The organism is Chryseobacterium indologenes, assembly GCF_001295265.1.
GTDB classification, from domain to species: Bacteria; Bacteroidota; Bacteroidia; order Flavobacteriales; family Weeksellaceae; genus Chryseobacterium; species Chryseobacterium indologenes_A.
In genome coordinates, this window is the sequence record NZ_LJOD01000017.1 from 1 (window position 1) to 13,669 (window position 13,669).

General features: G+C 37.7%; 15 protein-coding genes. 10 read left to right on the forward strand and 5 right to left on the reverse strand.

What is annotated here, in order from left to right:
• Window positions 1-287 precede the first annotated feature (287 nt).
• From AOB46_RS19205 to AOB46_RS19220, 4 genes are all read left to right on the forward strand, one after another.
• Window positions 288-1,787 (forward strand): T9SS type A sorting domain-containing protein, encoded by a 1,500-nt coding sequence (locus AOB46_RS19205; RefSeq protein WP_082377284.1) that lies wholly within the window; start codon window positions 288-290, stop codon window positions 1,785-1,787.
• A gap of 196 nt (window positions 1,788-1,983) precedes the next feature.
• Window positions 1,984-2,499: a biopolymer transporter ExbD gene (locus tag AOB46_RS19210; protein ID WP_062702419.1), complete on the forward strand. Its 516-nt coding sequence runs from the start codon at window positions 1,984-1,986 to the stop codon at window positions 2,497-2,499.
• An 86-nt stretch (window positions 2,500-2,585) separates the two neighbouring features.
• Window positions 2,586-3,368: an alpha/beta fold hydrolase gene (locus AOB46_RS19215; RefSeq protein WP_062702421.1), complete on the forward strand. Its 783-nt coding sequence runs from the start codon at window positions 2,586-2,588 to the stop codon at window positions 3,366-3,368.
• A 75-nt stretch (window positions 3,369-3,443) separates the two neighbouring features.
• On the forward strand, window positions 3,444-4,256 hold the full coding sequence (locus AOB46_RS19220; protein ID WP_062702424.1) for a patatin-like phospholipase family protein: 813 nt from the start codon (window positions 3,444-3,446) through the stop codon (window positions 4,254-4,256).
• Window positions 4,257-4,276: 20 nt separating this feature from the next.
• Here AOB46_RS19220 and AOB46_RS19225 read toward each other — a convergent pair whose 3' ends face one another.
• Both AOB46_RS19225 and AOB46_RS19230 read right to left on the reverse strand, forming a co-directional pair.
• A complete protein-coding gene (locus tag AOB46_RS19225; RefSeq protein WP_062702426.1) occupies window positions 4,277-5,851 on the reverse strand; it encodes a T9SS-dependent choice-of-anchor J family protein in 1,575 nt (524 codons plus the stop codon).
• An 87-nt stretch (window positions 5,852-5,938) separates the two neighbouring features.
• Window positions 5,939-6,946, reverse strand: a complete 1,008-nt coding sequence (locus AOB46_RS19230) for a DHH family phosphoesterase (RefSeq protein WP_062702428.1) — start codon at window positions 6,944-6,946, stop codon at window positions 5,939-5,941.
• Window positions 6,947-7,180: 234 nt separating this feature from the next.
• Between AOB46_RS19230 and rpmH the strand changes: the two genes are divergently transcribed.
• Together rpmH and AOB46_RS19240 are read left to right on the forward strand one after the other, a co-directional pair.
• Window positions 7,181-7,339 (forward strand): 50S ribosomal protein L34, encoded by a 159-nt coding sequence (gene rpmH / locus AOB46_RS19235; protein ID WP_062702430.1) that lies wholly within the window; start codon window positions 7,181-7,183, stop codon window positions 7,337-7,339.
• A gap of 154 nt (window positions 7,340-7,493) precedes the next feature.
• The gene (locus tag AOB46_RS19240; RefSeq protein WP_062702432.1) at window positions 7,494-8,204 is read left to right on the forward strand and encodes a cell division ATP-binding protein FtsE; all 711 of its coding nucleotides are present in this window, start codon (window positions 7,494-7,496) and stop codon (window positions 8,202-8,204) included.
• A gap of 21 nt (window positions 8,205-8,225) precedes the next feature.
• Here the strand turns inward: AOB46_RS19240 and AOB46_RS19245 are convergent, their stop codons facing one another.
• Genes AOB46_RS19245 through AOB46_RS19255 form a run of 3 tightly spaced genes read right to left on the reverse strand, consistent with a single transcriptional unit; the run spans window position 8,226 to window position 10,970 of the window.
• On the reverse strand, window positions 8,226-8,930 hold the full coding sequence (locus AOB46_RS19245) for a tRNA1(Val) (adenine(37)-N6)-methyltransferase (RefSeq protein ID WP_062702434.1): 705 nt from the start codon (window positions 8,928-8,930) through the stop codon (window positions 8,226-8,228).
• The gene (locus AOB46_RS19250; protein WP_062702435.1) at window positions 8,930-10,384 is read right to left on the reverse strand and encodes a sensor histidine kinase; all 1,455 of its coding nucleotides are present in this window, start codon (window positions 10,382-10,384) and stop codon (window positions 8,930-8,932) included. Before AOB46_RS19250 ends, AOB46_RS19245 begins: the two co-directional genes overlap by 1 nt.
• A 1-nt stretch (window position 10,385) precedes the next feature.
• The gene (locus tag AOB46_RS19255; RefSeq protein WP_062702437.1) at window positions 10,386-10,970 is read right to left on the reverse strand and encodes a riboflavin synthase; all 585 of its coding nucleotides are present in this window, start codon (window positions 10,968-10,970) and stop codon (window positions 10,386-10,388) included.
• A 48-nt stretch (window positions 10,971-11,018) separates the two neighbouring features.
• On the opposite strand from AOB46_RS19255, the gene pdxA reads away from it, so the two are divergent.
• From pdxA to accB, 4 genes are all read left to right on the forward strand, one after another.
• Entirely contained in the window at window positions 11,019-12,110 is a 1,092-nt protein-coding gene (gene pdxA, locus AOB46_RS19260) for a 4-hydroxythreonine-4-phosphate dehydrogenase PdxA (protein ID WP_062702439.1), read from the forward strand.
• A gap of 84 nt (window positions 12,111-12,194) precedes the next feature.
• On the forward strand, window positions 12,195-12,725 hold the full coding sequence (locus AOB46_RS19265) for a YceD family protein (protein ID WP_062702441.1): 531 nt from the start codon (window positions 12,195-12,197) through the stop codon (window positions 12,723-12,725).
• Window positions 12,726-12,792: 67 nt separating this feature from the next.
• Window positions 12,793-12,996, forward strand: a complete 204-nt coding sequence (gene rpmF / locus AOB46_RS19270) for a 50S ribosomal protein L32 (protein ID WP_007843326.1) — start codon at window positions 12,793-12,795, stop codon at window positions 12,994-12,996.
• A gap of 127 nt (window positions 12,997-13,123) precedes the next feature.
• On the forward strand, window positions 13,124-13,609 hold the full coding sequence (gene accB / locus AOB46_RS19275) for an acetyl-CoA carboxylase biotin carboxyl carrier protein (RefSeq protein WP_062702443.1): 486 nt from the start codon (window positions 13,124-13,126) through the stop codon (window positions 13,607-13,609).
• The last annotated feature ends 60 nt before the right edge of the window (window positions 13,610-13,669 follow it).

Genomic DNA, 13,669 nt, shown 5'->3' on the forward strand with positions numbered 1-13,669 from the left:
CTTCAATAACAATTCACAGCCTCACTATGTGTTAATAACACCTGGCGGAAAAGTAATCAACAACCCGGTTTCAGGATACATGCCGAAAGAGGATTTCAAAAAATTCCTCGAATGCGGGGTCGAGTATTATAAAAAGAATAAATAAATATTCATTATCAGCTTTAAAACTCACATCGTTCAGATGTGAGTTTTTTTTATTTCAATAACAAAACAGCAAAATATTTAATAAATAATCACAACAGTGTAAAATTTATTAACTTTAGCCATCAACACAAGCCTTAATGTTTATGAAATATTTCAAATCTATCTTTTTCCCCTTTATAATATCTTCTGCCCTTTCGGCACAAAACAATTCCATAGAATGGCAGAAATCATATGGAGGCAGCCGGATGGAACAATTTCCGGATATTTACCAGACGAATGACGGAGGATATATTATAGCAGGTTCTTCCAACTCCATCGATGAAGGTATGGGCAATCATGGCTTTTTCGATCAATGGGTCGTCAAAGTGAATGCAGCCGGAACTGTTGAATGGCAAAGATCCTATGGAGGCACGGCAGATGATAAGGCTAACTCTGTAAGGCAGACCAATGACGGAGGCTATATTGTAGCCGGCTCTACCCATTCAACCAATGGAGATGTTTCCAATAATCACGGTCAGGAGGATTTCTGGATTGTAAAACTGAATTCCTCTGGAAATATAGTGTGGGAGAAAACCTTAGGCGGAAGTGGTAATGATGCTGCCAAATGTATTCGCCAGACTCCTGACGGAGGATATATTGTAGCAGGGAAATCAGATTCCAATGATGGGGATATTACCGGAAACAACGGATACCTTGATGGCTGGATTGTAAAACTGGATCAGAACGGAGGAATAACATGGCAGAAATCTATTGGAGGCCCTAACTTTGAAGAGTTCAGTTCTATTGAACTCACTGCAGACGGCGGATATGTAATGGCGGGCAACATAAGCACCAGCACAAACAGTTTTAATTACTGGATCGTAAAAGTAGACTCCTCCGGGAATACCCAATGGTCAAAAAATTACGGAGGATCTGCCTCAGATAAAGCCAATTCATTGAAACTAACTCCCGACGGAGGATATATTATTGCCGGCAGCTCCAACTCTAACGATGGAGATATTACAGCAGGTAACGGCAATTATGATTACTGGATCATCAAATTAGATCATCTCGGAAATCTGCAATGGCAGAAATCTTTTGGAGATTATATGTATGATAATGCTTTCGGGATTGATAATACGGAGGACGGAGGACTCATTGTTTTAGGCTACTCTGCAACAACAGATACAACCAACCTCAGCTCCAATGATTATTGGCTGATAAAATTAAACGCTAACGGAGATACGGAATGGCAAAGAAGATATGGCGGTACACAAGATGATTATGCTTCCTCTGTACAGCAGACTGCGGATGGAGGTTATATTATGGCCGGCGTATCCAATTCTTTCTCAGCTTCTCAGGCCAATTATGACTACCGCATTATAAAGCTGGGACCTGACACATTAGGAACAAACGAAAATACAGTCCCTCTAAAGATCTCGCTTTCTCCTAATCCGGCAAAAAATACAGTTTATATAAGTCATCTTCCCGGCGAAACAATCATCAATATTACGGATATGTCCGGAAGAAAATTATTCAGCAGAAAATACAATGATCAAAAAGTGGCTATAGATGTTACCCCGTTCAGCAGTGGCGCATATCTTGTTCAGGTTCAATATAAAGGAAAAATAATTTTATCTGAAAAATTAATCCTCAGCAAATAATCAAACCTCCTTAAAATATCATAAAACATTACCAATATAAAAAAACAAACTGTTTTTAAATGTTAAAATTCAATTATTTCATACAATTAGTTATCAAATTTAAAATTAAGGTATAAACTTTGCATGGATTTTTTCAAATAAAGATTAAAAGTTCAGTCTTTATTAAAATTTGTTTAACATTTAAAAACTATGTACCATGGCTGAAGTAAACACTCAGGAAAAACAAGGCGGAAAACAAAAGAAAAAATTAATCAGGGTAGATATGACCCCGATGGTAGATCTGGGATTTCTACTCATTACCTTTTTTATGTTTACCACTAATTTTACAAAACCTAATGTAATGGATCTGGGATTACCCGCAAAAAGCCCAGTTCCCATCACTAAAGTAATTGATGACAAAAACCAGATTACTTTTATTCTTGGTAAAGACAACAGGGCATTTTATCACCAAAGCAATGAAAAAGAGCTTAATATCGGTAATTTAAAAGAAACTGATTTCAATGGCGTAAACATTTCAAAAATTATCTCTGAAGCCTATAAAAGAGCGCCGGTTCCGGAGAATTTTACAGTGATTATTAAACCAACGGATGATGCCAATTACAAAAACTTCGTAGATGTACTGGACAATGTTGCGATCTCTAAAAAAGAGCGATATGGCATTGCTGATATAAAACCTTGGGAAAAGAAAGTTTACACTGAATTAACTCAATAAAAGCAAAGGGCATTTTTACAATGCTCTTTTTTTATTTAAATTTGAAACTGCAATGAGCTTTATTTTAACTGTAACACGATTGAATCATGCTGAATTTTGAGAAAAAAGGAAACGGAAAAGAAACCCTGGTACTGCTTCACGGCTTTATGGAAAACCTTTCGATATGGAGTGATATGGAATCTCATCTTTCTAAAGATTTCTCCCTGTTAAAAATTGATCTCCCGGGACACGGGCAGTCTGAGGTTCTTGCAGAAGTTCACACCATGGAGCTGATGGCGGATGAAGTAAAAAAAGTGTTAGATCATGAAAACCTTCATAACATACACCTTCTGGGGCATTCTATGGGCGGCTATACAGCATTAGCTTTCGCAGAAAAGTACCCTGCTTCTCTTAAAAGCCTTACCTTATTTTTTTCAACTTACTTTGCAGATGATGAAGAGAAAAAACAGCAACGCATTAAAAGCTACAGAATTATTAAAGATGCATTTGCCCATTACGCCAGAGCAGGTGTTCCCAATCTTTTCAACCCTAACGAACGGGATATTCTGGAAGGAAAAATTGAAACCGCTCTTGAAACGGCCCTGTCAACCAATAACCTTGGGGCTTTAGCCTGCGTAAAGGGCATGGTAGAAAGAACGGATAAAAAGCACATCATGGAAAATCTGGATGCTAAAATTCTAGTATTGGCTGGGAAACATGATAACGCTGTAAAAACAGATGTCATGATTAAACATCTTCCGGACAGAACCAATATAAAATCCTATATCCTGGACTGCGGACATAACGGGCATTGGGAAAAGCCAGCCATCTGCGCGGAAATCATCAATACTGAACTCCTTCATAATCTGCCGAAAAGACTGGTTCTGTAACAGACCGCATCGGTTGAGAAACATACATTTCTCATATTAAAAAATCTTGTATATTAGTAGGGAATAATTATTTCAATGGGTTTATTCTCCTTCAAAAAAAAGCAGCCGCCAGTTATCGGCCTCACTCTTTCCGGGGGCGGAATGCGCGGGATCGCTCATATTGCGGTACTCAAAGCACTGGAGCAATACGGCCTTAAGCCTCATATTATCTCAGGAACCAGCGCTGGTTCTATTGTAGGTGCTTTTTATGCTTTCGGCAAAACTCCGGATGAGATGATAGAAATCGTTAAACAAACCACTTTCTTTTCCAGATCTTATCTGAAGCTTTCCAAAAACGGAATTTTCAGTTCGAATTTTATTTTAAAACTTTTTAAAGATCATTTTCCTGAAGATGATTTTAAAATCCTGAAAATCCCCGTGTATGTTACAGCCACAGAAATGACCCACGGAATTGTTGATTTCTTCTCTGAAGGTGAACTTTTCAGACCGCTTCTCGCTTCATCAAGCGTTCCTTTTATTTTGCCTCCTGTAAAAATTGATGAAAAAATATATGTAGACGGCGGAGTTCTGGATAATCTCCCTATTGAACCCATCATTGACAAATGTGACTTCCTGATTGCCTCTCATGTAAATTCAATAAGCTATGACGAGCTTAAAAAGATGAGCCTGATGAAAGAATTCGACAGAATACTCCATCTTGCCATTGCCAAATCTGTTTATTCTAAAGCCAGATCCTGTGATATCTTCCTGGACCCTCCCAAAATGACTAAATTCAGCTTATTCAGCAAGAAAAATCTGGATGAAATGTTTAGCGAAGTATATGAATACACCTGCCTGGAACTGGAGGCTAAAGGGTATAAAAAAGGCCCTCTAACAGAGAGCCTTTAAATATTATCGTTATCTGATTATTATTCTTTAATTACTTTGAATGTCTGCTCAGCATCTGACGTTTTTACTTTTACTACATATACCCCGGCTTTCAGGTCATCCGTATTAATAGCGGAAATATTATCCTTAACCGATTTCACCAGTCTTCCGTCTGCTGAATAGAAGGTAACTTCTGTTACTTTTCTGTCTGCAGTTGAAATATTCAGGATATTCTTCATTGGATTCGGGTATACTCCTAATGCCGGTTTAGCATTGCTTTCGTTTACACCAAGTGTTCCTGTAACAGTAACTGTATAATCTTCAGCCTGTCCAAAACCTTCTCCGGTTGTAGCATCAGACATACAAGGGTTGTCATAGAACACTGTAGTTCCATAGTTCTTTTTAATTCTCATTCGGGTATTTCCTAACATTGCTGTAGCCGGAACTACAATTGTTCCTGTAGCCTCTTTAGTATCAGTACCTGTGGAATTGGTAATGGCGACAGCAGTTGCTAAAGTATTAAAATACACTTCCCCAGCGTCATTAAATACTCCATTCTGATTCCAGTCGATAAATACAACAAATCTGTCTGTATAGTTTCCACCGGTATTTCCTTTAACGGTCATTACATTTGAACTTCCTCTTGCCACAGTTGCCACTTTATCTAGGAAAACTTCATGAGCAGGACTTGTTACTGCAACAGGAGAAGTATTGTTAATTCCCGCAAAGACTACAGATGTAATAGGTTCTACCCCATCAGTATAGGTAAGCGGGCCGCAATATCCTGCAAATGGGTTAGCCGAGGTTGTGAAACTATACTCTGTACAAGCTGTTGAAACATTTGGCGTATTCACGGCTACTACTCTCCAATAGTACTGTCCATTCAAAGGCTGTCCATTTAAACTTGTTACAGTAGCTGTGGTTCCTGCAAAATTTCCAATTTTTGTGGTAGGGTTTGGAGTAGTTCCCATATACACCTCATAATGCGAAACAGGGCCTGCTGAAGCTGTCCAGGAAAGTGTAACTGAAGAATAAGACACCCCAGTAGCACCATTTGCAGGAGATACAGGAACCGGACAAGGTACAGATCCGGCAGCGGGTGCCGTATCATTTACAATATTATCAAACAGAAGTCTGAACTTATCTGTAGAAGTTGCATGGAATCCTACATATACGGTTTGTCCAATATAAGGAGTCAGATCAATAACGAATTGTGTCCAGGAGCTTGGTGCAGGTGCAGATGCTGTTAACGTGGTTGTAAAAGCAGCTGCGGTAGCCGTAGTCGTAGAAAGCTTTACTTCGTAATCTTCTACATACAGAGGGTCCTGGTTCTTCACAAAATACGTTAATCTGTCATTAACTCCCGCAGTAACTGTAATAGCAGGAGTAACCAGATAGTCGTCATGTGCACTGGCACTGTAATTGATTTGAGCTGCATTAGGAGCAGAAAATGCCGATCCCGGTGCTCCAACTCCAAATACGAATGTATTGGCATCTCCCCCGTTAATAACTGTCCAGCCAGTAGGCGTTGTTGTTCCCGCATCAAAATTTTGAGAAAATTGCGCATCGGATAAGAATGGCAATGCAAATAACATCGCGAGTAATTTTGTTTTCATAAAAGTTTGTTTTTAATTAGTTTTCACCTAAACTACAAAAAAACAATTACATAAACAAAATGTTATGAAGTAAATTAAATATAATGATTAATAAAATTCATCTTTTTTAAGATATAATTTAAAATCATTAATAGTATCTTCCAGAGATCCGTAAGATTTTCCTCCGGCAGCATTAATGTGCCCACCCCCATTGAAATACTTTCTTGAGAACTGGTTAACATCTACATCATCTTTGCTTCTGAAAGAAATTTTAATAAAATCTTCATACAGATCCTCCATGAAGAAAGCAGACATTTTTACCCCGGCAATACTTAAACCATAGTTTACAAAGCCTTCTGTATCTCCTTTCTGGAATCCGAATTCTTTAAGCTCATTTCTTGTCAGAGACAGAACAGCAACTTTTCCGTCATTCACTACCTCTATTCTTCCTAATACTAAAGCAAGCAGATGAAGACGGGAAACCGTGTTGGTATCCCAGGTATTGGAAGTAATCACCGATGGGTCTGCCCCTTTTTCTATTAAATTAGCAATAATTCTATGGGTAGCCGCACTTGTGGAACGAAAGCGGAACCCTCCTGTATCTGTCATAATTCCGGTATACAGACATTCAGCAATATCCAGGTTCACCAAATGCTCTTCATTCAGTGCTTCAATGAAGTGATAAATCATCTGGCAGGTAGCAGGAATTACGGTATCGGAATATACAAAATCAAAGTTTTCGGGCTGTTGGTGGTGATCAATCAGAATTTTCTTAGCAGCAGCTTTAGCCAGCCACTCCCCTAAAATCCCTATTCTTGAAGGAGAATTAAAATCGAGGCAGAAAATTACATCTGCTCCGCTGATCATATCGAACGCCAGCTTTCTTTTGTATTCTCCGATAATTACTTTTTTAGCTTCCGGCATCCATTTCAGAAACTTCGGAAAATCATTGGGTACAATTACCTCTGCATGAATTCCTTTTGCTTTCAGAAAATGTTTCAGTCCCAAACTGGAACCAATAGCATCACCATCCGGATTATAATGGGTAAGGATAACGATTTTTTTCTCAGGAGTAAGTAATGTATTGATTTCTAAAAGTTCTGCAGGTGTAAACATCCGGTGTTTATTTTCTTTAAAATTAAGTTTTCAAAGATAAAGCTTTTAAATAAATCATTTAAATATTATTTTTGCATCCGGAACTGGCCTTCCCTTCGGGATTTGCCAATAATTGATTAAATAACAGATTAAATAATTTCAAAAAAAGATAACTAAAGTTTGTAACTTATAATTTTTTCTATATCTTTGCAACCTGAAAATTAATAGATATAATTACGATTTAAATATATAGTAATGAGTAAAAGAACATTCCAGCCATCAGAAAGAAAGAAAAGAAACAAACACGGTTTCAGAGAAAGAATGTCTACGCCAAATGGGAGAAGAGTTTTGGCTGCAAGAAGAGCTAAAGGCAGAAAGAGATTAACTGTAAGTGCTGCACGCGCTAAGAGATAATTTCTATATTATCATATACAAATCATGCTTGAAAAGAAGTTTTTCAGGCATTTTTTGTTGTTAAAATTTACTAAAATTTAGGTTCTTTAAGCTTCTTTTTTCTATTTTTAAGATCTCAAAAAATATTTTAGAAATAGCAAGTTAAAATCGAATTATGCCACATACAAATATCTCCGGAGATAATATCATAAGTTTACAACACGCCAAGATTGCGCAAAAAAACTTTACTGTTCTTTCTGATGTTAACCTTAACATTAAAAAAGGAAGATTCTGCTACCTTATCGGAAAAACAGGTTCCGGAAAAAGCTCCCTATTGAAAACGCTTTACGGACATATTCCTTTAGCGTCAGGCCATGGAGCCGTAGTTGGTTTTGATCTTGCCAAACTCAGACCTTCAGACATTCCCAATCTGAGAAGAAAACTGGGAATTGTATTCCAGGACTTCCAGCTTCTTTCTGACAGAACTGTTGAAAAAAATCTGAAATTTGTTCTTGAAGCTACAGGATGGAGTGATAAGGCTAAAATGGAAGACCGCATCAACGAAGTATTGGGAAGCGTAAATATGAAGAGTAAAAAGCACAAAATGCCGCACGAGCTTTCAGGAGGTGAACAGCAGCGTATCGCAATTGCAAGAGCTCTGCTCAACCATCCGGACCTGATTCTTGCTGATGAGCCTACCGGAAACCTTGATCCTGAAACCTCCAATGAAATCATGACCTTACTGAAACAGGTTGCCCTTGAAAACGGAGCCGCAGTAGTCATGGCCACCCACGATTATCATATGATCCAGAATTTCCCGGGAGAAGCAATCAGGTGTGAAGACGGTAAAGTTTCCGTACTGGATACTACTGAATTATTCGAATAAGAAATTAAAGAAACCAAAGATCTATTCATCTTTCTTCTTAAAAACGTGAAACTCTTTTGTGAGTTCAAGATATTGGTCCGAGTATTGTCTCGGACTTTTTTCTATCACAAAATCAGATTCTGACAGAGGTTTTTCGGTTAAAGAGAATTCAAGAATCAACCTTTTGGCCTTTGAACCCTCAATTCCCTGAATATTAATTTTTCGTATTAAAAACAAACGGTTTTCAATTGCCGTTCTAATAAATACCTTACCAGCTTCCACCGGAATAATAACAGATAAAATTCCGTCCTCGCTCAGGAACTTTACAGAAGCTTCTATAAGCTGTCTGAAATTCAGCTCAACGGTCTGACGTGCTATTTTATCCTTTTCAGAGCCGGATTCTTCAAAGTAAGGAGGATTGGAAACAATAAAATTGAATTTCTCTTCTGTCTTAAAGGATTTAAAATCCTGATGTATAGTATTCAGCCTTGAATGAAAGGGTGATTTTTCAAAGTTAACTTTTGTAAGAGCGGAAGCAGCTTCATTTATATCCAGTCCAAGAATAGATGCAGCTGTATTTCGTTGTGCAAGCATCAATGAGATCAGTCCGGTTCCCGTTCCGATTTCCAGAACACGGGAAGCTTTTTCCACACCAGCCAAAGCGCCAAGCAATACACCATCTGTCCCGACCCGGAAAACTTGTTCTGACTGCAGAACTTCAAAATTTTTAAATGTAAAAGATTTCACTATAAATTAGTAGGAAGTGTAATAATGAATGTTGATCCTTTCCCCACTTCAGAGCGCACCGTAATCTCTCCTTTATAGTCCTCAATCATTTTTCTTACCATGGAGAGACCAAGTCCCATCCCGCTGTTTTTCGAGGTAAAATTCGGCTCAAAGATTCTTTCGTACATATTTTCAGGAATTCCTATTCCGTTATCCTGAACAGAGATCATTACTCTTCTCTGATGCTGCTCCACATCTACATTAATAATAAGCTTTCTTTCATCACTTTCTGCCTGTTTCGCATTGGTCACAAGATTGGTAATAATCCTGGAAAGGTAAATCCTGTCCATATTAATCATGATGTTCCCTTTATTGGAGTGCATAAAAATGCTGTCGTCATTAAAAACACGAAGAATATCTTCCACTTCTGAGTTCAGGTTGATCACTTCATTATTCTTTTCCGGGAGCTTGGCAAATTCAGAGAATGCTGATGCTACGGTAGCAATCAGATCAATCTGATCCACCATTGTTTTACTCATTTGTTTTACTCTTTCCCTGATATTCGGATCTTCCGGATCAAATTTCCTTTCAAAGTTCTGAATGGTAAGCTTCATTGGTGTAAGCGGGTTCTTCACCTCGTGCGCCACTTGTTTCGCCATCTCCCGCCATGCTTCTTCTGAGGCTTTGAAACGCAGTCTTTCCTTCTGATCCTGAATCTGTAGAATCATTCTGTTATAAGCCCTTGCCAAAGCATTCAGCTCATCATTCTTATAATATCGGATAGGGCGCATTTCGTTTTCAAACAAAGTAATCCGCGTAATCATATCCGAAAACTTTGTAATATTTTTAGCCAAACCGTTAGAGGTTACCCAACTTATCCAGATGCTGAAGAGAATAAGGAAAATATCTACCAAAAGAATATATTTCACAAACTGATTCAAAACATCAAAATATGCTGACTCATTATGGTACAAGGGAATATATACAATACCGATAGGCTCCAGATCGTTATTTTTCAAAAGAAGATAGGACGAGGTAAGTCCTGCATCCTTAGTTTTGTCGTAACCTCTGATATCAACTCTTGCCTCTGTAGCCAAAATTCTATTAACAATATAAAGGGGAATCGTTTTCTGATCAACCTGAGACTCATCTTTATTAGACAGAATGTAATTTCCTTTCAGATCGTAAATAACAATATCATGCTGATTGATATCTGCAATTTCAAAGATTTTATTTCCAAGCACCTTGGAAATATCTTCTGTCTTTACAAGCGTCTGGCTGACTGCATAATCCAGAAATCTCATTACCGCATTGGTCTTCTCCTGCATTTCAATATTACTCTGTTCCTGAGAATTCTTTCTCAGAACAAAATAAGGAACAAGCGATGTAGCAACAACGCTTAAAAAACAGACCAGCAGAAATCCGAAAAACACCCGGTTTCTTAAACTATACCCTTTGTATTTATTAATTGGCATTCTACTTTTTAATTAACCTAGCAATATACTTACCAATAATATCAAATTCTAAATTAACTTTATCCCCGGCTTTCAGGTGCTGCATATTGGTAAACTCCCAGGTATAAGGAATAATTGCTACAGAAAACTGTTTTTCTTCACTTTTTGCCACCGTAAGACTGATTCCGTTTACGGTAATTGATCCCTGGGGAACGGTTACAAAATTGCCGTCATCCTCATATTGTATGGTCACAAAATAGCTTCCGTCCTTATTTTCTATCCCAACTACTTCGCCCGTCTTATCAACATGCCCCTGAACAATATGGCCATCAAGCCTTCCGTCCATCTTCATGCATCTTTCAAGATTTACTACTGTTCCCACTTCCCATTTTCCAAGATTGGTTTTTTCTAAAGTTTCATTGATAGCAGTTACTACATAATGGTTTTCTTTAATCTCTACAACAGTAAGACAACATCCGTTATGAGCCAGACTCTGATCTATCTTCAGCTCGTTGGTAAACGGACATGTAAGGGTAAAATCAATGTTGCTCCCTTTTTCTTCTATCTTTTCAATTACGCCGACTGCTTCAATAATTCCTGTGAACATATTATTTTTTGCTAAATTTGTAAATTATAATCTTCAAAGATAATCAAAATGAGCCCAAAAAACCATAAAGTACGAGTAGGAATTTCAATCGGTGATTTCAATGGCATCGGCCCCGAGATCATTATGAAGTCTCTGAAAGACAAAACCATTACGGATTTTTTCACGCCAGTGATTTTTGGTTCGGGAAAATTATTCACGTATCAGAAAAATATTTTCAAGCTTAACCTGAACTTCAATTACATCAATGAAGCTTCACAGGCTCAGCCCGGAAAACTGAATATGGTAAACCTTACCAAGGAAAATGTGAATGTAGAGCTGGGAGTTCCTACAGAAGAATCCACCAAAATGGCCATTGATTCTCTGGAAATGGCTACGGAAGCTTTGATGAAAGGAGATATTGATGTTCTTGTAACCGCTCCGATCAACAAAGATGAAATGGTTAAAATGGGTTTTAAACATGCCGGGCATACGGGATATTTTGAAGAAAAATTCAGTAAAAAAGGCTTGATGTTCCTGGTGACTGAAGATTTAAAAGTAGCTGTTTCTACCCATCATATTCCTATTTCTCAGGTAGCAGAAAACATTTCCAAAGAAAAGATCAAAAAGCAGATCAGAGCTCTGAACCAGACATTAATTGAAGATTTCTGCATTCAGAAACCAAAAATTGCGGTATTGGGATTAAATCCTCATGCCGGAGACGGAGGAGTAATTGGAACTGAGGAAATTGAAATCATTGAACCGGCGATCAGGGAACTGTCAGACAACGGCATCCTGGCGTTCGGGCCTTTTCCTGCCGACAGTTTCTTCCAGCCCAATAAATACAGAAATTTTGATGCTGTATTAGCAATGTACCATGATCAGGGGCTTGCTCCTTTTAAAACCCTTGCCTATGAAGAAGGGGTAAACTATACAGCAGCTCTTCCGTTCATCAGAACTTCACCGGACCATGGTGTAGCCTATGACATTGCAGGAAAAAACATCGCAGATGAGCAGAGTTTTACTGAAGCTATTTTCACGGCTATTCATATTTTTAAAAACAGAAGTGAATACAATGATCTGATGAGCAACCGCCTGCAACCAAGAAAACTGGCCGTTGATAACGGAATAGACGAAGATCTTCCTGATGAAACTGAAGCATAAATCGTTAAAACAAATTTTAAATTAATTTGTTATTGATTTTATTTGTTATTATAAAAAAATTGCATATTTTTGCACACTCATTTTATGGACAAGTTAAGAAACTATGACGTAAGCTTTTCCGGACTTAAAAACGGAAAGCACGAGTTTAAATTTGAGATAGATAAAACGTTCTTTCAATTATTTGACACTGAGCAGGAATTTACAAATCCTAGAATAGATGTGAATATTCTTTTAGAAAAACACACTACTTTTTTAGAATTTGAGATCAAAGTAAACGGGACGGTAGAACTGATTTGTGATATTACCAATGAAGCTTTCGACTATCCTATTGAAAACCAAATTAAGGTTTTAGTGAAATTCGGAGAAGAATATGATGACAGCGAAGAAGATGTAATCACCATTCCGGCGGGAGACCATGCATTTAATGCAGCACAGCTGATCTACGAAAACGTACAGCTTTCTATCCCGATGAAAAAACTTTCACCTAATGTAAGTGATGAAGATCTGGAGCTCCTTGATCAGTTCAGTCCGAAAGATATTGAGGAAACAGAAGAGGAAGAACATGAAAGTGATCCCCGATGGGATGCCTTAAAAAAGTTAAGAGACAATAATTAAATAAAATAATTTAAATATGATGAGATGATGAATCTCATCGCTCATCAATTAAAAAAGTTATTACAAAATGGCACATCCAAAGAGAAGACAGTCGTCTACAAGAAGAGATAAGAGAAGAACTCACTACAAAGCTGTAGTTCCTCAATTAGCTAAAGATGCAACAACAGGAGAGCTTCACCTTTACCACAGAGCTCACTGGCATGAAGGAAAATTATACTACAGAGGTAAAGTAGTATTAGAAAAAGAAGTAGCAACTACTGAAGAAAACTAAGAGACGCTTTTCGCTGAAAAAGCCTCATTTTAATACAAAAACCGCTCAATTTCGATAAAATTAAGCGGTTTTTTGTTGTTTTTTGTGTTTTTTTGGTATCTTTGGCTCAAAATCAAATATCAAATTTATGGACATTAAAGACATACAAAATCTTATCAAGTTTGTATCCAAAGCTGAAGTATCAGAAGTAAAATACAAGACTAAAGATTTCGAAATCACTATTAAAACTCCATTAGCAGGAAGCGATGCAGTATATGCACAGCCTGCTGTTTACCACACAGCACCTCAGGCTGTAGCAGCTCCGGCACCGGCAGCATCCGCTCCGGCAGCAGCACCTGCTGAAAAGGCTGAAGCAGCTTCTGATGACAGCAAATATGTAGCAATCAAATCTCCAATGATCGGTACTTTCTATAGAAAACCATCCCCTGACAAAGATGTATTTGTTAATGTAGGTGATGAAGTTTCCATCGGAAAAACAGTTTGTGTAATTGAAGCAATGAAATTATTCAACCAGATTGAATCTGAGATCAGCGGTAAAATCGTTAAGATCTTAGTAGATGATGCTACTCCGGTAGAATATGACCAGCCATTATTCTTAGTAGATCCGTCTTAATTGAGAACTTAGATGTTAGACATTAGATGTTAGACTAAATTCTACATTAAATAACATTAT